Annotated in this window: 13 protein-coding genes; 6 read left to right on the plus strand and 7 right to left on the minus strand. The window is 73.2% G+C overall.

What is annotated here, in order from left to right; all coding sequences use genetic code 11:
- Positions 1-90 precede the first annotated feature (90 nt).
- From OG242_RS09635 to OG242_RS09645, 3 genes are all read left to right on the plus strand, one after another.
- Positions 91-1,134 carry a hypothetical protein gene (locus OG242_RS09635; RefSeq protein ID WP_405897746.1) on the plus strand — a complete coding sequence of 348 codons (1,044 nt, stop codon included), beginning with the start codon at positions 91-93 and terminating at the stop codon, positions 1,132-1,134.
- A gap of 210 nt (positions 1,135-1,344) precedes the next feature.
- Positions 1,345-4,653 carry a S8 family serine peptidase gene (locus tag OG242_RS09640; RefSeq protein ID WP_405897747.1) on the plus strand — a complete coding sequence of 1,103 codons (3,309 nt, stop codon included), beginning with the start codon at positions 1,345-1,347 and terminating at the stop codon, positions 4,651-4,653.
- A 178-nt stretch (positions 4,654-4,831) separates the two neighbouring features.
- Positions 4,832-5,860, plus strand: a complete 1,029-nt coding sequence (locus OG242_RS09645) for an aspartate-semialdehyde dehydrogenase (RefSeq protein ID WP_405897748.1) — start codon at positions 4,832-4,834, stop codon at positions 5,858-5,860.
- 141 nt (positions 5,861-6,001) lie between these two features.
- On the opposite strand, the gene OG242_RS09650 is transcribed toward OG242_RS09645, so the two are convergent.
- On the minus strand, positions 6,002-6,502 hold the full coding sequence (locus OG242_RS09650; protein ID WP_405897749.1) for a DUF1203 domain-containing protein: 501 nt from the start codon (positions 6,500-6,502) through the stop codon (positions 6,002-6,004).
- Positions 6,503-6,616: 114 nt separating this feature from the next.
- Between OG242_RS09650 and pepN the strand changes: the two genes are divergently transcribed.
- Positions 6,617-9,193 (plus strand): aminopeptidase N, encoded by a 2,577-nt coding sequence (gene pepN / locus OG242_RS09655; protein ID WP_405897750.1) that lies wholly within the window; start codon positions 6,617-6,619, stop codon positions 9,191-9,193.
- 100 nt (positions 9,194-9,293) lie between these two features.
- On the opposite strand, the gene alc is transcribed toward pepN, so the two are convergent.
- The 5 genes from alc to OG242_RS09680 form a co-directional block, all read right to left on the minus strand.
- Entirely contained in the window at positions 9,294-10,430 is a 1,137-nt protein-coding gene (gene alc, locus OG242_RS09660) for an allantoicase (RefSeq protein WP_405897751.1), read from the minus strand.
- A 65-nt stretch (positions 10,431-10,495) separates the two neighbouring features.
- Entirely contained in the window at positions 10,496-11,491 is a 996-nt protein-coding gene (locus OG242_RS09665; RefSeq protein WP_405897752.1) for a LysR substrate-binding domain-containing protein, read from the minus strand.
- A gap of 127 nt (positions 11,492-11,618) precedes the next feature.
- Complete coding sequence (locus tag OG242_RS09670; protein WP_405897753.1) at positions 11,619-11,849, minus strand: hypothetical protein; 231 nt, start codon at positions 11,847-11,849, stop codon at positions 11,619-11,621.
- A gap of 20 nt (positions 11,850-11,869) precedes the next feature.
- Positions 11,870-14,002: a 4-alpha-glucanotransferase gene (gene malQ / locus OG242_RS09675; protein ID WP_405897754.1), complete on the minus strand. Its 2,133-nt coding sequence runs from the start codon at positions 14,000-14,002 to the stop codon at positions 11,870-11,872.
- The gene (locus OG242_RS09680; protein WP_405897755.1) at positions 14,003-14,269 is read right to left on the minus strand and encodes a hypothetical protein; all 267 of its coding nucleotides are present in this window, start codon (positions 14,267-14,269) and stop codon (positions 14,003-14,005) included.
- 313 nt (positions 14,270-14,582) lie between these two features.
- On the opposite strand from OG242_RS09680, the gene OG242_RS09685 reads away from it, so the two are divergent.
- Positions 14,583-17,585, plus strand: a complete 3,003-nt coding sequence (locus tag OG242_RS09685; protein WP_405897756.1) for a beta-N-acetylglucosaminidase domain-containing protein — start codon at positions 14,583-14,585, stop codon at positions 17,583-17,585.
- 111 nt (positions 17,586-17,696) lie between these two features.
- Here the strand turns inward: OG242_RS09685 and OG242_RS09690 are convergent, their stop codons facing one another.
- The gene (locus OG242_RS09690) at positions 17,697-18,233 is read right to left on the minus strand and encodes an HNH endonuclease (RefSeq protein WP_356322447.1); all 537 of its coding nucleotides are present in this window, start codon (positions 18,231-18,233) and stop codon (positions 17,697-17,699) included.
- Positions 18,234-18,514: 281 nt separating this feature from the next.
- On the opposite strand from OG242_RS09690, the gene OG242_RS09695 reads away from it, so the two are divergent.
- Positions 18,515-19,573 carry a mechanosensitive ion channel family protein gene (locus tag OG242_RS09695; protein ID WP_405897757.1) on the plus strand — a complete coding sequence of 353 codons (1,059 nt, stop codon included), beginning with the start codon at positions 18,515-18,517 and terminating at the stop codon, positions 19,571-19,573.
- Positions 19,574-19,727: the final 154 nt, after the last annotated feature.

Below are 19,727 nucleotides of genomic sequence, written 5' to 3' on the forward strand. Positions count from 1 at the left end.
TTGTGATGCAGGACGGTGTTCTTGTCCGGGTATGTCGACGGCCCTGTAACAGGGGTTAAAGTCCCGTCCGTCGGCGGGATACACCGGAGCATGACCCAGAACACCCCGCTCCCGCCCTGTCACTCCGTCACCGCCCGTGCGCGTCAACGTGTGCTGTCCGCCGCCCAGTTGAAGGCGATGGGCGTGCCCGCAGCGCGGGCCGTCGAGCAGTGCGGGGCGGGCGGGCCGTGGCAGCAGCCGCTGCCCGGTGTCTTCGTCCTGCACCCGGGCCCGCTCAGCGGCCCGGAGCGGCTGCGGTCCGCCCTGCTGTACGCGGGCCGCCCGCCGGTCTCCGGGCGCCGGGCGGCATCCTCGCGGGCCGCCGACCCGGCGTACGGCGAGGCGATGCTCACCGGGCTCGCCGCGCTCTCGCTGTACGGCTTCGCCGTCGCGCCGCCCGCCGCCTCGGTGGAGCGGATCGACGTGCTGGTGCCCCGGGTGCGGCGGCTGCGGTCGGCCGGATACGCCAGGCTGCTGCGGACCGCCGAACCGCCCTGCCCGGAACGGGTGGAGGGGCTGCCGGCGGCCCCGGTGGCGCGGGCACTGGCGGACGCGGTGGCCGGGCTCGGGGACGGGGTCACGGTGCGCCGGCTGCTCACCGAGGCGGTGCGCGGCGGCCACTGCGAACCGGCCGCGGTGGTCGGCGAGCTGAACCGCGCCAAGGTGCTCGGCCGGCCGCAGGTGGTGCACGCGGTGGACACCCTGCTGGCGGAGGGCCGGGCCATGGCGGAGGAGCGGCTGTACGACATGGTGCGCACGCACGGGCTCAAGGAGCCCCTGTGGAACGTGGACCTGCGGCTGCCCGGCGGACCGCACCTGGGCGGCGTGGACGCCTACTGGCCCGAGGAGGCGGTCGCCGTGGAACTGGACACCAGAGCGCCGCGCCACAGCCGGCACGACGAGAAGCACGAGGCGGACTGGTCCGCCTACGCCGCGCGGCGCGAGCACCTGGAGCGGCTCGGTGTCACGGTCGTCCATCTCACGCCGAGGAATCTGCGCGACGCGCGCGAGCAGCAGGCGACGGTGGTCCGGACAGCGCTGATGGCCGCGGCGGACCGGGAGCCGGCGGCGTATGTGATGATCCTGCCCCGCTGAATCGGCGGCGACACCTTGCCGATCGCCCGACATGACCGAATTCTCGTCACCTATGGGCCCATTCGTCCCCTGTGACACTTCGGACCCGGTGGCGGAATTCCGCCATGTCCGCAACAAGCATCCCGCAACTCTCCACAAGGCCCTGTCATTTACGACAGGGTGAGCGGTCATCCGGTACCGATTTCCGGACTCTCTCTTTCACATACAGGGATGCTGATGACCTCCGAATCCCCCGCTCACATATCCGGAGCGAGACGTGCCGCCCGGGTGGCGGCCGCCGCCGGTCTGGTGGCCGCGCTGGCCGCCACCGGTGTCGCCCCCGTGTTCGCCGCCGACGACCCGGCCACCGCACCCGTCAAGGCCGCCGGCACCGCTCCCGCGGACAAGCTGGGCACCGCCGACGCCGATGTCCTGACCAAGGCCAAGGCCAAGGGCGAGAAGAACGTCACCATGATGGTCGCGACCGCCCCCGGCGCGACCGAGCAGGTCACCGAGCAGCTGGACGCCGTCAAGGGCTCCGTGCTGGGGCGTGCGTACGACAAGCTCGGGTACGTACGGGCGACCGTGCCGACCGCGACCGCCGAGGCCACCATCAAGGCGGCCTCCAAGCTCAGCTCCGTCCACGGCATCGACCTCAAGCAGGAGGTCGAGCTGGACGACCCGACGCCCGCGGCCGACCGGGCGACGGGCAGCAAGGCGAAGGTGAAGTCCACCGGCAGCTACCCGGCGCCGGGCAAGAAGACGCCGGCGAAGAACCCGTACAACCCGTCCTTCGAGACGGGCGCGGTCGACTTCGTGAAGCAGCACCCCAAGGCCGACGGCCGCGGGATCACCATCGGCGTCCTGGACGCGGGCGTCGACATCGCGCACCCCGCGCTGCAGAAGACCACCACCGGCGAGCGCAAGATCACCGACTGGGTGACCGCCACCGACCCGGTGAGCGACGGCGACGGCACCTGGCTGCGGATGACGGACGCCGTCTCCGGTCCGGTGTTCACGTACAAGGGGCGTACGTACAAGGCCCCCAAGGGTTCGTACCGCATCAGCGTGTTCGCCGAGGCCGCCACCAAGGGCGGCGACATGGCGGGCGACCTGAACCGCGACGGCGACACCACCGACACCTGGGCCGTGCTGTACGACCCGGTCTCCGGCGCCTCCCGCGTCGACCTGAACGACAACGCGGACTTCACCGACGACACCGCCCTCAGGCCGTACAAGGAGAAGCACCAGGTCTCCTACTTCGGCAAGGACAACCCGCGCACCGACGTCTCCGAGCGCATCCCGTTCGTCGTCGAGAACCGCGCGGACGTCGTCTACAACGCGGCCGGCGACACCTCCGACTTCGTCTCCATCGGCGTCATCGAGTCCGAGCACGGGACGCACGTCGCGGGCATCACCGCCGCCAACGGCCTGTTCGGCGGCAAGATGAACGGTGCCGCGCCCGGCGCGAAGATCGTCTCCTCGCGCGCCTGCACCTGGTCCGGCGGCTGCACCAACATCGCACTCACCGAGGGCATGATCGACCTCGTCGTGAACCGCGGCGTCGACGTCGTCAACATGTCGATCGGCGGCCTGCCGCCGCTGAACGACGGCAACAACGCCCGCGCCGAGCTGTACAAGCGGCTCGTCGACATCTACGGCGTCCAGCTGGTCATCTCGGCCGGCAACGACGGCCCCGGCGTCAACACCATCGGTGACCCCGGCCTCGCCGACCACGTCATCTCGGTCGGCGCGTCCATCTCCAAGGAGACCTGGGCCGCCAACTACGGCTCGAACGTCACCAAGAAGTACGACATGCTGCCCTTCTCCTCGGCGGGTCCGCGCGAGGACGGCGGCTTCGCGCCGACCCTGACGGCCCCCGGCGCGGCGATCAACTCGACGCAGACCTGGCTGCCCGGTTCACCGGTCAAGGAGGCGGGCTACTCGCTCCCGGCCGGCTACTCCATGCTCCAGGGCACGTCGATGGCCTCCCCGCAGGCCGCCGGCGCGACCGCGCTGCTGCTGTCCGCCGCGAAGCAGAAGCACATCGAGCTGCCCCCGGCCGACCTGCGCACCGCGCTGACCAGCACCGCCACCAAGATCAAGGACGTGCCCGCGCACGCCCAGGGCGCCGGTCTGATCAACATCGTCGACGCCTGGAAGCTGATCGCGAAGCAGGGCGCCCCGGCACACGAGTACACGGTCAAGGCCCCCGTCGACACCGCGATCGACTTCGCGCTGAAGACCCCCGGCTTCGGCACCGGCCTGTACGACCGCGAGGGCGGCCTCAAGGCCGGCCAGAAGAAGACCTACGACGTCACGGTCACCCGCACCACGGGCCCGGACAAGAAGGTCGCGCACAAGCTCTCCTGGAAGTACAACGACGGCACGTTCAAGCTCGTCGGCTCGAAGAAGGTCTCGCTGCCGCTGGGCAAGCCGGTGACGGTCAAGGTCCAGGCGAAGCCGGGCAGCGCGGGCGTGCACAGCGCGATCCTGCAGCTCGACGACAAGAAGACCGCCGGGACGGACCAGCAGATCCTGACCACGGTCGTCGTCTCCAAGGAGCTGGTGAAGCCGTCCTACGCGTTCAAGGCGTCCGGCTCGGTGCAGCGCAACGGCACCACGTCGTACTTCGTGACCGTGCCGGAGGGCGCCAGGACCCTTGAGGTCGCGATGAGCGCCCTGCGCTCGGGCAGCCAGACCCGCTTCATCTCCATCCACCCGTACGGGGTGCCGGTCGACGACAGCGGTACGCCGTACTGCTACCCGAACTACGAGAACCCGTCCAACACCTGCCGCCCGGACGCGCGCTCCTACGCGGACCCGCAGCCCGGTGTCTGGGAGATCGAGGTCGAGGCCCGGCGCACGTCGCCGCTGCTGGACAACCCGTACAAGCTGGACGTGGCGCTGCTCGGCGCGACGTTCGACCCGGCGGTGCGGACCCTCGCCGAGGCGAAGATCGGCACCCCGGCCCCGGTCGACTGGAAGGTCACCAACAACGCCGGCGCCCTGGAGGGCAAGCTCAAGGGCGGCTCGCTGGGCTCGGCCGCGGTCGAGCGCCCGTCGATCTCCACCGGCGGCTCGTACGTCAAGGAGGTCACCATCGGTGAGGGCGTCGAGAAGCTGGACGTCGCCATCGGTGGCACCTCCGACGCCAACGCCGACCTCGACCTGTACGTGTACAAGGGTGCCGCTCAGGTGGGCGCCTCCACCACGGCGGGCTCCGAGGAGTCCGTCAGCCTGGTGAAGCCGGCCGCCGGCACGTACACCGTGCTCATCGACGGGTACGACGTCCCGGCCGGGACCACCGAGTACGACTACCGGGACGTGTACTACTCGGCGTCACTCGGCACGATCTCCGTCGACGAGTCGAAGGCCGTGAACCTGGCCGCCGGCGCGTCGGCCACGGTCGGCGCGCAGGTGAAGGTGGCCGGCGCGGCTCCCGCGGGCCGGCAGTTCTTCGGCGAGGTGAGCCTGGTGAACGCCCGGGGCACCTCGGCGGGCACCGGCAGCGTCGTGATCCAGAAGGTCATCTCGTAGTCACACCGTGCTGAACGTGTGATCCGTACGGCAGTGGGGCGGGTGCTCACCGGGCACCCGCCCCACTGTGCTGCACGCCACTCGTCCGCAGGTCGGACAATGGATTGGACAAGGCTGCCGTGGACAGACGCATCATGGACCGGCAACCGTGCCCGTTCGTACGTCTGAGGGAGTTCCTGTGAAGGTCGGAATCGTCGGCGCCACCGGTCAGGTAGGCACAGTCATGCGCAGCATCCTGGCCGAGCGGAAGTTCCCGGCCGACGAGCTGCGGCTGTTCGCCTCCGCGCGCTCGGCGGGCTCCGTCATCGAGTGGCAGGGACGCGAGATCACCGTCGAGGACGCCGCCACGGCCGACTACACGGGCCTGGACATCGTGCTGTTCTCCGCCGGCGGCGCGACCTCCAAGGCGCTGGCCGAGAAGGTCGCCTCGCAGGGCGCCGTCGTGATCGACAACTCCTCCGCCTGGCGCAAGGACCCCGAGGTCCCGCTGGTCGTCTCCGAGGTCAACCCGCACGCGGTCGCGGACCGCCCCAAGGGCATCATCGCCAACCCGAACTGCACCACGATGGCCGCCATGCCCGTGCTGCGCCCGCTGCACGAGGAGGCGGGGCTCGAAACGCTGACCGTCGCCACGTACCAGGCGGTCTCCGGCTCCGGTCTGGCCGGTGTCGCCGAGCTGCACGGCCAGGCGTCCAAGGTCGTCGCCGACGCGGACAGGCTCACGCACGACGGCTCGGCCGTGGACTTCCCGGAGCCGGACGTCTACAAGCGCCCCATCGCCTTCAACGTGCTGCCGCTGGCCGGTTCGATCGTCGACGACGGCTCCTTCGAGACGGACGAGGAGCAGAAGCTCCGCAACGAGTCCCGCAAGATCCTGGAGATCCCGGAGCTGAAGGTCTCCGGTACGTGCGTCCGCGTCCCGGTCTTCTCCGGCCACTCCCTCCAGGTCAACGCCCGCTTCGCCCGCCCGGTCTCCGTGGAGCGCGCGTACGAGCTGCTGAAGGACGCGCCGGGCGTCGAGCTGTCCGAGATCCCGACGCCGCTGCAGGCCGCGGGGAAGGACGCGTCCTTCGTGGGGCGCATCCGCAACGACGAGACCGTGGAGAACGGGCTGGCGCTGTTCGTCTCCAGCGACAACCTGCGCAAGGGCGCCGCGCTGAACGCGGTCCAGATCGCGGAGCTCGTCGCAGCGGAGCTCGCCGGCTGACGCCGGGTGCGGCGCGGGGTGCGGGTGCGGTGCCGCTGCGCGGAGCTGTCCCCTCCTCGGGCTTCAGGTTCCGCTCGACCGAGGGAAACAAGCCCCTCCGGCGTTTGAGGAGCGGGGTCCGGGGCGGAGCCCCGGGGGCGCTCAGGGGCGCCGTACCTCGAAGTGCCAGCACCCGTACTCCACGGCTCGTACGTGGACCAGGGCCACCGCCGGGTCCGCGAAGGCCTCCGTGAACGCCTCGTCGTAGCCGCGCTCCTCGTCCGCGGGGATCCCCAGCAGCCGGCCGCCCACGATGCGGCCGTCCGCGTCGTAGCGGCGGACCGTGCGCAGCGCGCCCGCGCGGGAGAAGGGGTAGCCCTTCCGGCCGGGCTCCGGCCCCTCGCAGGCGTCGGCGTGGATGAAGACCGGGCCCTGCTCGTCGTACGCCCCCGGGCGGGCCCAGGCCGCCGCGGCCCAGCGGCGCAGCGGGGCGTAGGAGACGAGGGCGATGCGCTCCCCCGGCTCGCTGCCGCGCAGGCAGCACCGCAGCGGGTCGCCGCCCTCGGTGGCGGCGTACGGGACGCAGGGCTGTCCGGCGTCGTCGGTCTTCCGGAGTTCACCGAGCGCGTCCGGTTCGATGGCGCGTGCCTCGTAAGTGGTCATGGTCCCGAGCGTGCCGCGCCGCGACGCCCCGGTCCGGCGGAAAACGGACATCGCCCTGGGTGTGGGTCCCGTGGAAGTATGGCGGGAAACATCACAGAACAAGGAGATGACCGCGTGCCTGGCACGAATCTGACCCGCGAAGAGGCACAGGAGCGGGCGCGCCTGCTGACCGTGGACGCGTACGAGATCGATCTCGACCTCTCCGGAGCGCAGGAGGGCGGGACCTACCGGTCCGTCACCGTCGTGCGCTTCGACTCCGCCGAAACCGGTGCGGAGACCTTCATCGACCTGGTCGCCCCCGCGGTGCACGAGGTCGAGCTGAACGGCATGGCGCTGGACGTCGCGGCGGTGTTCCGCGACTCGCGCATCACGCTGCCGCACCTGCAGGCCGGCGCCAACGAGCTGAAGGTCGTCGCCGACTGCGCGTACACCAACACCGGTGAGGGCCTGCACCGCTTCGTCGACCCGGTCGACGAACAGGCTTACCTGTACACCCAGTTCGAGGTGCCGGACGCCCGCCGGGTCTTCGCGAGCTTCGAGCAGCCCGACCTGAAGGCGACCTTCCGGTTCACCGTGAAGGCCCCGTCCGGCTGGACCGTGATCTCCAACTCGCCGACGCCGGAGCCGAAGGACGACGTCTGGTCGTTCGAGCCGACGCCGCGCATCTCCTCGTACATCACGGCCCTGATCGTCGGCCCGTACCACTCGGTGCACAGCAGCTACGAGAAGGACGGCCGGACCGTCCCGCTGGGCATCTACTGCCGGCCCTCGCTCGCCGAGTACCTGGACGCGGACGCGATCTTCGACGTGACCCGGATGGGCTTCGACTGGTTCCAGGAGAAGTTCGACTACGCGTACCCGTTCGCCAAGTACGACCAGCTCTTCGTACCGGAGTTCAACGCGGGCGCGATGGAGAACGCGGGCGCGGTCACCATCCGCGACCAGTACGTCTTCCGGTCCAAGGTGACGGACGCGGCGTACGAGACGCGCGCCGAGACCATCCTGCACGAGCTGGCCCACATGTGGTTCGGCGACCTCGTCACGATGGAGTGGTGGAACGACCTCTGGCTGAACGAGTCGTTCGCCACGTACACCTCGATCGCCTGCCTCGCGTACGCCGAGGGCTCGGGGTGGCCGCACTCGTGGACCACGTTCGCCAACTCCATGAAGACGTGGGCCTACCGGCAGGACCAGCTGCCGTCGACCCACCCGATCATGGCCGACATCCGCGACCTGGACGACGTCCTGGTCAACTTCGACGGCATCACGTACGCCAAGGGCGCATCGGTCCTGAAGCAGCTGGTGGCGTACGTCGGCATGGACGAGTTCTTCAAGGGCGTCCAGGCGTACTTCAAGGCGCACGCCTTCGGCAACACCCGGCTGACCGACCTGCTGGGCGCGCTGGAGGAGACCTCGGGACGCGACCTGAAGACCTGGTCGAAGGCGTGGCTGGAAACGGCCGGCATCAACGTCCTGCGCCCGGAGACCGAGACCGACGAGAACGGCCGCGTCACCTCGTTCACCGTGCTCCAGGAGGCGCCCGCGCTGCCCGCCGGCGCCAAGGGCGAGCCGACGCTGCGCCCGCACCGGATCGCCATCGGCTGCTACGACCTCGATGAGGCCGGCAAGCTCGTGCGTACGGACCGGATCGAGCTGGACGTGGACGGCGAGCGCACCACCGTGCCGTTCCCGGCCGACCAGGCGCGCCCGGCCGTCATCCTGCTCAACGACGACGACCTGTCGTACGCGAAGGTCCGCCTCGACGAGGAGTCGCTGCGGGTCGTCACCGAGCACCTGGGCGACTTCACCGAGTCGCTGCCGCGCGCCCTGTGCTGGGCGTCCGCCTGGGACATGACCCGCGACGGCGAGCTGGCCACCCGCGACTACCTGGCGCTGGTCCTGTCCGGCATCGGCAAGGAGTCGGACATCGGCGTCGTGCAGTCGCTGCACCGCCAGGTGAAGATGGCGCTGGACCAGTACGCGACGCCGGAGTGGCGCGAGGCGGGTCTGACGCAGTGGACCGACGCGACGCTCGCGCACCTGCGCGCGGCGGAGCCGGGCAGCGACCACCAGCTGGCCTGGGCGCGCGCCTTCGCGGCCACCGCCCGCACCCCGCAGCAGCTGGACCTGCTGCGCTCGCTGCTCGACGGCACCGAGGCGGTCGAGGGCCTGACCGTGGACACCGACCTGCGCTGGGCGCTCGTCCAGCGGCTCGCGGCCACCGGGCTGATCGAGGAGGAGGAGATCGACGCCGAGTACGCGCGCGACCGCACGGCGGCCGGCGAGCGGCACGCGGCCTGTGCCCGTGCGGCGCGGCCGACCGAGGAGGCGAAGGCCGAGGCGTGGGCGTCGGTCGTCGAGTCCGACAAGCTGCCGAACTCCCTCCAGGAGGCGGTCATCGCGGGCTTCGTGCAGACGGACCAGCGTGAGCTGCTGGCCCCGTACACGGAGAAGTTCTTCGCCTCGGTGAAGGACGTCTGGGACTCGCGGAGCCACGAGATGGCCCAGCAGGTCGCGATCGGCCTGTACCCGGCGCTCCAGGTCTCACAGGAGACCCTGGACGCCACGGACGCCTGGCTGGCCTCGGCGGAGCCGGGCGCGGGTCTGCGCCGGCTGATCTCGGAGTCCCGCTCGGGCGTGGAGCGCGCGCTGCGGGCCCGGACGGCGGACGCGGCGGCCGCGACCGCGTAGGCCGTGTCCTGCGGGTCGGGGCCGGACAGGCCCCGGCCCTGCTGGAAACCGCCCGGCGGGCAGGCGCTGAAGCGCAGCCGTCCGCCGGGCGGGACACCCCCTAGGCCGACGCCTCGTAGCGGGCGGTCAGGTCGGCCGCGCCGGACTCCGTCAGGGAGCCGTGCAGGCGCATCCGGGCGACCCCGCCGTCGGGGAAGGCGTCGAGGCGTACGTGGGTGACCACGGCCTCCGTCGGCAGCGGGAAGCGGTGCGGGGTGTCGGGCTGGAGGCGGGTGCGCGGGATGATCTCGAACCACTCGCCGCTCTCGCCGTCCCGGCCGTGCAGGGCGATCCAGCCGGCCGCGTTGCCCTTGAGGTAGGCGGTGTCGATCTCGACCGCGCGGACGGCGCCCTGCGCGGGCAGCCGGAAGCGGACCCAGTCGTTGGTGTCGCGGACCCGGCGGCGGCGGTTCTCCCAGCCGTCGTCCATCTTGCGGGAGGTGCCGGGCAGGATGATCTGGGTCGGCGAGGAGTAGAAGCGGTCCGAGGCGTCCTCGTAACTGCCGCCGTTGAGGACCGAGATCAGGTCGAAGGTGGAGAGCGTGGCCAGCCAGGACGGGTCGGGGACCACCTCGCCGTGCACGCGGAGGCGGGCGATGCCGCCGTCGGGGTGCTGGCAGAGGCGGATGTGGGTGTAGCGGCGTCCGCCGGTGATCTCGAAGCCGTTGGCGGCGTGGCCGCGTACGGGGGTCGGCGGGACGATCTCCTCCCACTTCACGTCGTCGGCGAGGAGCTCTTCCGCACCGGGCGAACCCGGGACACAGGTGGCCTGCACGGAGACGCGCTGCGGGTAGTTGCCGCGGAAGTGGGCGGTGTCGACGACGATGCCGCGGATGACGCCGGGGGCGCCGAGGCGGATCAGCGCCCAGTCGTGCTCGTCGGGGGCCGGGAAGGGGTGCCCGGCGTCGGCGCCGCGCCGGCGGCGGGTCTCCCAGCCGTCCATGATCTTGCCCTTGTGGCCGAAGTGCTCGGGGTCGAAGACCGCGCGCTCCCGGACGAGGAGGTTCTCTCGCTGGGCGAAGAACTCGTCGTTGGCGGCGATCACGCCCGCGCCGAGGCGGCGGTCGGCGAGGTCGACGAGCTCGGTGAAGGGGAGGTCGGCGGTGCGGTAGTCGGCGTAGGGGTCACCGCCCCCGTACGGGGCCGCGTCGTTGGCGTGGGGATCGTCGTGCCGGATCTCATTCTGTTCGGTGGTCATGCGCCCACTGTCGTACGACGGAAGTCGGTAGGTCCATCGAAAGTTTCCGCACGAATCGTTCAGCTCTACTGAACGGTTGCGCCGTCCCCGTACGGCTCCGCGCCGTCCCCGTACGGCTCCGCGCCGTCCCCGTACGGCTCCGCGCCGTCCCCGTACGGCTCCGCCGCCTCGCGCAGCGCCGCGAGGACCCGGGACACCGCCGGGGCGTCCTCGCTCCCGCGCCGGACAGCGGCGACGACGTGGCGCCGGGGCCGGTCCGCGTCCAGGACCCGCATCACGACGCCGTCCCTGCCGTGCCGTTCCGCCGACGCCATGCGCGGGACCAGGGCGATGCCCAGGCCGGCGGCGACCATGGCGAGGATCGCGGTCCAGCCGGACGCGCTGTGCGCCTGCTCGGGTACGAAGCCGGCGGCCCGGCACGCGGAGACGGTGATCTCCGACCAGGGCTCCGACCCGCCGAAGATCCACGGCTCGGCGGACAGGTCGGCCAGCCGCAGCCCGGGCGCGTCCGCGAGGCGGTGGCCGGCCGGGAGGGCCACGTCGAGGGGGTCGGCGAGCAGCGGCAGTACGGAGAACCGGGGGTCGCGGGCCGTCGGGGCGTGGGCGGCGAGCGACAGGGCGAGGTCCGCCTCGGCGGCGGCGAGCAGTTCGAACGCCTGGGCGGCTTCCGCCTCGCGTACCCGGACTTCGGGGCCGGGGCGGCCGTCGGCGCGCAGCCGCTGCACGGCGGGGACGACGAGGGCGGGCACGGCGGTGGCGAACGCGGCGACGCGGACCTCGCCGGCCTCGCCGCGCAGATAGCCGGTCAGTTCGGCGTCGGCGCGCTCCAGTCGGGCGAAGACCGCCTCGGCGTGGCGCAGGACGAGATGGGCGGCGTCGGTCAGCCGGACGCGCCTGCCCTGGGCCTCCAGGAGGGGCACGCCGAGCTGTTTCGCCAGGTTGGAGAGCTGCTGGGAGACGGCCGACGGGGTCATCAGCAGGGCGTCGGCGGTCGCGGTGACCGTGCCCCGGTCGCGCAGGGTGCGCAGGATGCGGAGCTTCTTGACGTCCCACTCGGTCATGGCCGCAACCTACCGCCGCATCCGGGTCCGGACATGGGTGTGCGCCACGCGGTAGTGGCTACCGTGCGGCGCACCCGTGCCGTGCGGGGCGGGACCGGGGCGGGGCCCCGGTCGCCGGGCAGGTGGGTCAGGCCTGCTTCTTGGACTTGTCGAGGACCATGACCAGGCCCGCGATGACCGCGAACAGGGCGATGGGCGCCACGACGTACAGGCCGATCGTGTCGATCACGCTCAGGCCGGGACCCGGGTCGTCGCCGTCGTCGCGGGTGAGCGCGAGCGCGGGGGACGACATGAGCAGCATCATCAGCGTCGTTCCGGCGGCGACGGCGCCGGCGCGCATAGCGTTCTTCTTGTCCACGGTGCAAACGTAGCGAACGCCTACGCGGGCCGCGCGCCCGGGGGTGCCGTACGAGTCTGCGGGGGCGCCTCGGCGGTGCGCAGGACGTCCATCAGGCGGTGCAGCCGGGGCGAGGCGGCCAGTTGCTCCAGCGTGACCGGGACGCCCTCCGCGTCGGCGATGGGCAGCCGCCAGTTGGGGTACTGGTCCCAGGTGCCCGGCAGGTTCTGCGGGCGGCGGTCGCCGACGGTGTCGGGCAGCCAGACCCCGGCCATGCGCGCGGGGGTGCGCAGCAGGAAGCGGTGGACGGCCCGGACGGCCGCCTCCTCGTCGCCGCCGCCCTCGGGGAGCATCCCGAGCCGGGTGAGCAGGGCCAGCCACTCGGCGATCTCCGCGCGGTCCTCCCTCAGTTCCTCGTCGAGCGGGCGGGTGAGCAGGCCGAGGCGGTGGCGCAGCGTCACATGGTCGCCGGTCAGCCGGGCGGCGGTGGAGGGCAGGTCGTGGGTGGTCGCGGTGGCCAGGCAGTCCGCGCGCCACCGCTCGGGGGCGAGGGGGCGGCCGTCGCCCGCCCAGTCCCGCTCGAACCAGAGCACCGAGGTGCCGAGGACGCCGCGCCGGGCCAGCGCCTCGCGGACGCCGGGCTCGACCGTGCCCAGGTCCTCCCCCATGACGACGGCGCCGGCCCGGTGCGCCTCCAGGACCAGGACGGCGAGCATCGCCTCCGCGTCGTGCGTGACGTAGGTGCCCTCGGTGGGCGGGCGGCCCTCGGGCACCCACCAGAGCCGGAACAGCCCCATGACGTGGTCGATGCGCAGGGCGCCCGCGTGGGCGAGGAGGCCGCGCAGCAGCCCGCGGTACGGGGCGTAGCCGGAGGCGGCGAGGGCGTCGGGGCGCCAGGGCGGCAGGCCCCAGTCCTGGCCGCGCGCGTTGAACGCGTCCGGGGGCGCGCCGACGGACATGCCGTGGGCGAAGGCGTCCTGCTGGGCCCAGGTGTCGGCGCCGCCGGGGTGCACGCCGACCGCGAGGTCGTGGACGATGCCGACGGCCGCCCCGGCGTCCAGGGCGGCGCGCTGGGCGTCGGCGAGCTGGGTGTCGGTCAGCCAGGCGAGCCGGCAGTGGTGGTCGACCCGGTCGAGCAGTCCGGCGCGGGCGCGGGCGGTGGCGTCGGAGCGGGGATCCCGCAGCTCCTGGGGCCAGCCGTGCCAGTCGGGGCCGTGCACCTCGGCCAGGGCGCACCACAGGGCGTGGTCCTCCAGGGCCTGCCCCTGGGCGGCGAGGAAGTCGCAGTAGGCGGCGTGCCGGCCGGGGGTGAGGGGGACGCCGAGGATCAGGTCGAGGGCCTGCCGCTTGAGCGCCCAGACGGCGTCCCGGTCGATGAGGGCGCCCTTGTCCAGGACGGCTTCGCGCAGCTCGGCGCCCTTGCGGCGCAGCGCGTCCAGGGCCAGCGGGTCCGGCACGTGCCCGTACTCCGGGACGGACTCGACGCGCAGGTGCACCGGGTCGGGGAAGCGGCGGGAGGACGGGCGGTAGGGCGAGGGGTCGGTGGGGTCGCCGGGCACCGCCGCGTGCAGCGGGTTGATCTGGACGAAGCCGGCGCCCAGCCGTCGGCCGGACCAGGAGGCGAGGTCGGCGAGGTCACCGAGGTCGCCCATGCCCCAGGAGCGGGCGGAGAGCAGGGAGTAGAGCTGGACGAGGAGGCCGTGGCTGCGGCCGGGCGGCTGCGGTACGCGGTCCGGGGCGACGACGAGCGTGCAGTCCTGCGGCTCGCGGCCCGGCGCGTGGGCGGTGAGCCGGTGCACCCCGAGCGGGGGCTCGGCCCACCAGGCGCTTCCCGGTTCGGCCGGATCCGGCTCCCCGGCGGGCACCCGCAGCGGCACCGGCTCGTCGGCCTCCTCCAGCCGGACGGACAGCTCCGTGCCGGGCGGCAGGGCGGTGAGCGCGGGCGGCAGCGGCTCTCCGGACCACACCACCAGCGTGGCCGGGAGGAGCCGGGCGCGGGCCGCCGGTTCGGCGGCGGCGAGCGCGTCCCGTACCGCTTCGGGCGTGGTGGCGTCGACGCCGAGCGCGCCGAGCACGGCGACGACCGTGGTCTCGGGGACGGGCTCGGTGACACCGGCGGAAGGGGAGAAGGAGGTGGCGACGCCGTGCAGTGCGGCGAGCCGGGACAAGCCCATTCAGACTCCTGGGGACTCCGGGCCCCACGCGCTGCCGGACGCGGCCGGTTCGCTGGTCAGCGGGGCGAGGACGGCGAGCGGCGGCTCGCTGGTCAGGGGGACGGCCTCGGCGAGCGGGGGCTCGCTGGTCAGGGGTATGGCGTCGGCGAGCGGCGATTCGCTCGTGAGCGGGCCGGGCACGGTGGCGGGGGACGCGCTGATCAGCGGGGCGGGACCGGATGCCTGTTTGGAGAGGGCGGAGAGCGGGAGCTGCGCGGTGGCGGGCATGGTGGCCTCCTGGCCGTGGAGAACAGGACAGAGACGGCCTACCCAGCGGGCGCTGCCGCAGACGTAGGCGTTACAACAACGAGTTCAACGTGCTCCGGGTCACATTCCGTTCCCGAAGGGCCCGCTGTCCGCAAGACGTCCGCCTTTTTCGGCCATTCGGCGCTGTCTTTCGCGTATCAGCCCGTCGCACGCACCCCGCTCATCACACCGGTCACAACCGGGCATTTCCGCACCGATCGCCTCGCGCATTGACACTCTCGCGCGCGGGGTGGTGGGCTCGGAACCCACTGGTGGGACGAGGGGAGAGACAGGGATGCGGCTCAGTGCCAGGACGCGGGCGACGGCTGTCGCCGTGGCCGTGCTCGGCGGGCTGCTCGCCGCAGGGGCGCCGCCGGCGCTCGCCGCTCCCCCGGACCCGGCGTCCCGCTCCGCCGCGGACCGGGACCGTGCGGCCGGCTCCGCTCCGCCCGCCGTGTGGCCGCGCCCGCAGAACATGGCGGCGGCCGGACCGGCCGTCGCGCTGACCGGCGAGGTCACCCTGGTCGCGGACGCGGAGGCCGATCCGTACGCCGTGGACGCGCTGCGCACGGTCCTGCGGGACGCCGGGGTGCGGACGGTCCACGAGGCTCTGCCGGGCGCCGGGCCGGTGATCCGGGTGGGCGGCGACGGGGCGGCGGACGCGCTGCGCGCGCTGGGCGCGGCGGACCGGGCGGACCTGCCCGCGGGCGGCTACCGGCTGGCGGCCGGCCGGGTCGCGAAGCGGGACACCGTGGCCCTGGAGGGCGTCGGTGAGGACGGCCTGTTCCACGCCGTGCAGACGCTGCGCCAGCTCGTCCGGGGCGGCAAGGCCGCCGGGGTCACCGTCCGGGACTGGCCCTCCACCCCGGTGCGCGGGCTCACCGAGGGGTTCTACGGGCAGCCGTGGAGCCAGGAGGACCGGCTCGCGCAGATCGGCTTCCTGGGGCGCACCAAGCAGAACCGCTATCTCTACGCGGCGGGCGACGACCCGTACCGGCAGGCCCGCTGGCGCGACCCGTACCCGGCGGCGCGGCGCGCCGGTTTCCGGGCGCTGGCCGAGCGCGCCGCGGCCTCGCACGTGACGCTCGGCTGGGCGGTGGCCCCCGGCCAGTCCATGTGCCTGTCCTCGGACCGCGACCTGAAGGCGCTGAGCCGGAAGATCGACGCGATGTGGGACCTGGGGGTGCGGGTCTTCCAGGTGCAGTTCCAGGACGTCAGCTACAGCGAGTGGCACTGCGCGGCCGACGCGGACGCCTTCGGCAGCGGGCCCCGGGCGGCGGCCCGGGCTCAGGCCCGCGTCGTGAACGGCGTGGCCCGGCACCTGGCGGAGCGTCACCCGGGCGCGCGGCCGCTGTCGGTGATGCCGACGGAGTTCTACCAGGACGGCACCACGGAGTACCGCACCGCGCTCGCTGGGGAGCTGGCGGACGGCGTCGAGGTCGCCTGGACGGGCGTCGGGGTCGTGCCGAGGACCATCACCGGCACGGAACTGGCGCAGGCGCGCGCCGCGTTCGGGCATCCGCTGGTGACCATGGACAACTACCCGGTCAACGACTACGCCCAGGACCGGATCTTCCTCGGCCCGTACACCGGCCGGGACCCGGCGGTCGCGGCCGGTTCGGCGGCGCTGCTGGCCAACGCGATGGAGCAGCCGGCCGCCTCCCGCATCCCGCTGTTCACGGCCGCCGACTTCGCGTGGAATCCCAGGGCCTACGACTCCGAGAAGTCCTGGCAGGCCGCCATCGACGACCTCGCGGGCTCCGCCGGCGGCAGCGGCGACGCGCTGCGGGCCCTGGCGGGCAACAGCGCGGGCTCCGTGCTCGGCTCCACCGAGTCCGCGTATCTGCGGCCCCTGATCGCCGCGTTCTGGAAGGCGTACGCGGGCGACGACGCCAAGGCGCTCGACACGGCGGCGGACCGGCTGCGGGCCGCGTTCGGCGAGATGCGCGGGGCCCCGGGGCGGCTCGCGGGCGTGGCCGGGGGCCGGCTCGGCGCCGAGGTACGCCCCTGGACCTCGCAGCTGGCGCGCTACGGCCACGCGGGCGAGCTGGCCGTCGACCTGCTGCGCGCCCAGGCCCGGGGCGACGGGGCCGCCGCGTGGCGGGCGTCGCTGGCGCTGGAGCCGGTCCGCGAGGACGTCGCGGCGGGCGGCGCGAAGGTCGGCGAGGGCGTGCTCGGCCCGTTCCTCGACCGGGTCCGCGACGAGGCCCGTTCCTGGACCGGCACGGACCGGTCCGGCGGCAGGGTGAGCGAGGCGCCGGGCAGCTATACGGTGCGGCTGGACCGGGCCCGCCCGCTGGAGGCCGTCACCGCGACGACCCTGCCGGGCGGCGAGGCGGCGGCGGGCGCGACGGTCCAGGCCCATGTGCCGGACGAGGGCTGGCTGACGCTCGGCCCGTTGTCGGCGAGCGGCTGGACCCAGGCGGCGGGCGAGGGGCTGCGGGCCGACGCGGTCCGGATCAGCTGGCCGGCCGCGACGCCCCTGGTCGCCGGGGCGCCGCCGCTGATCATCCCGCCGCTGGCCGGCGTGTCCGTCGGCGCGGGGACGGCCCCGGACGTGCGCTCCCTGGTGCCCTGGTTCGGCGACGAGCCCGCCGCCCGGCTGGACCTGGCGCGCGGCGAGACGGACGCGGTGATCGGCGGCGGGCCGCAGGAGGTGCGGGCCCGGCTGTCCGGACGCCGCCCGGCCGAGGTGCGGGGCAGGCTGACCGCGAAGGCGCCCGAGGGCATCGAGGTCCGGGTGCCGAAGCGTACGACCGTGCCGCGCGGGACGCGGACCGAGGTCCCGGTGGAGATCACCGTGCCGGCGGACACCCCGGCCGGTGAGTACGAGGTGCCGTTCTCCTTCGGCGACGAGAAGACCACGCTGACCGTCCGGGCCTACCCGCGCACCGCCGGTCCCGACCTGCTGCGCGGGGCCACCGCCTCCTCGTCGGGCGACGAGACCGCCGGCTTCCCGGCGTCCGCCGCGTCCGACGGCGACCCGGAGACCCGCTGGTCCTCACCGGCCGAGGACGACGCGTGGTGGCAGGCGGAACTTCCCGCCGCGGTCCGCCTCGGCAAGGTGGAGCTGGACTGGCAGGACGCGTACGCCTCCCGCTACCGCGTCCAGGTCTCCGCCGACGGCCGCACCTGGCGCACCGCCGCGACCGTCCGCGAGGGTGCGGGCGGCCACGAGTCGGTGCGCATGGACGCCAAGGACACCCGGTTCGTCCGCGTCCAGGGCGACGAGCGGGCCACGAAGTACGGGATCTCGCTGTGGTCCGTCCGGGCGTACGCGGTGGCGAAGGGCGACTGACGGGACCAGGGCGTGGCTGACCGCCCCCGGACCACGTGCCGGACCGCCGCCGCGCACCCCGGACCGGGCCCCGGCACGGCGTACCGCCCCGGAAAGCGCACAGGCCCGGTCTCAGGCTGAGATGCCGTCGATCCGGGCCATCGCGTCGTCCGCGCCGAACGGTTGCAGATAGGGCAGCCAGCGCGGGTCGCGGTGGCCCGTGCCGATGATCCGCCAGGCCAGTCCGGTCGGCGGGGCGGGCTGCTGGTGCAGCCGCCAGCCGAGCTCGGGCAGATGGCGGTCGGCCTTGACGTGGTTGCAGCGGCGGCAGGCCGCCACCACGTTGTCCCAGGCGTGCTGCCCGCCGCGGCTGCGCGGAATGACGTGGTCGACGCTGGTCGCGGCGGCCCCGCAGTACATGCAGCGCCCGCCGTCCCTGGCGAACAGGGCCCGCCGGGTCAGTGGCACGGGCCCCCGGTAGGGGACGCGGACGAACCGCTTGAGACGGACGACGCTGGGGGCCGGGACGGCCCGGGTGGCGCTGTGCATGAGGGCGCCGGACTCCTCAAGACAGATGGCCTTGTTCTCGAGGACGAGGACGAGCGCGCGGCGGAGCGGTACGACGCCGAGCGGCTCGTACGACGCGTTGAGAACCAGGACATGCGGCACGGATGCCTCCTTGTACGCCGGCGGCACGTGGCTCGCGCCGGGACGATCTCCGCTCTCAGTCTCCCCTCACGCCTGGTCGAAGCGCCACCACGTGCGGGTAACGGGCGGGAAGGAATTTTCCCCGCCGGGCCGCTCGGGGCCTCCTCGGTCCTTATCCGTTCCGTATCTCCGGGTGAGCCGCGTCTCTCCCCCCGGTCACGGCAACGGAGCACGGGTGATGCCCCGTTAGTGTGGTTGTTCAGCGCTCTTCCGCTCAGCGCTCGCCCCCTGGAGGTTCAGCCGTGCCCCTGTCCGCCCTGTTGGCCGCAGCCCCGTCACCCGAGCCGGGCGGCTCGCTGGACGAAGCCGCGAAGCAGGCCGGCAACGCCGCGGGGTGGGTGGAGGAGAACTGGTCCACCTGGCTGAACACCGGCCTGCGGATCGTCCTCATCGCCGCGATCGCGATCGTCCTGCGCATCGCGATCCGCCGCGCCCTGACCAAGCTCATAGAACGGATGAACCGCAGCGCGCAGGCCGTCCAGGGCACCGCGCTGGGCAGTCTCCTGGTCAACGCGGAGCGGCGCCGCCAGCGGTCGGAGGCGATCGGCTCGGTGCTCCGTTCGGTGGCCTCGTTCCTGATCCTGGGCACCGCGGCGCTGATGATCCTGGGCGCGTTCCAGATCAACCTGGCCCCGCTGCTCGCCTCCGCCGGTGTCGCCGGTGTGGCGCTCGGCTTCGGCGCCCGCAACCTGGTCACCGACTTCCTGTCCGGGGTCTTCATGATCCTGGAGGACCAGTACGGCGTGGGCGACCAGATCGACGCGGGCGTCGCCTCCGGCGAGGTCATCGAGGTGGGCCTGCGGGTCACGAAGCTGCGCGGCGAGAACGGTGCGATCTGGTACGTCCGCAACGGCGAGGTCAAGCGGATCGGCAACCTCAGCCAGGGCTGGTCCACCGCCGGCGTCGACGTCCAGGTCCGCCCCACCGAGGACCTGGAACGCATCCGTGCGGTGATCACCGGGGCCGCCCAGGAGATGGCCAAGGAGGATCCCTGGACCGAGCGCCTGTGGGGCCCGGTCGAGATCCTGGGCCTGGACACGGTGCTGCTGGAGTCCATGACGGTCCGGGTGAGCGCCAAGACCATGCCGGGCCAGGCGGTCGGCGTGGAGCGCGAGCTGCGCTGGCGCATCAAGGTGGCCCTGGACGCGGCGGGCATCAGCATGGTGGGCGGCACCCCGGAAGAGGCCCCGGAGGGCGCCGATCCCACGGCCGGGATGGCCGCCCCCTCGGCGTACGCATCGGCGACCTCCCCGCAGTCGCTGGCGGCGACCCCGATCCCGCCGCCGAGCACCACGAAGTAGCCCTCCCGGCCGGGGACCCGCGTGGTCCCCGGCCGCTGTCGTTTCCAGCCAGGTAACGCTTTGGTTGCCACCGGTGGTCAGGTCATTGACGCCCCGACGTCCCCGGCCCTACCTTCCTCTCACCGAACAGGAAACTTTCCTAACAGAGGGACAG

This window comes from Streptomyces sp. NBC_00727 (assembly GCF_045161745.1).
Lineage (GTDB): Bacteria > Actinomycetota > Actinomycetes > Streptomycetales > Streptomycetaceae > Streptomyces.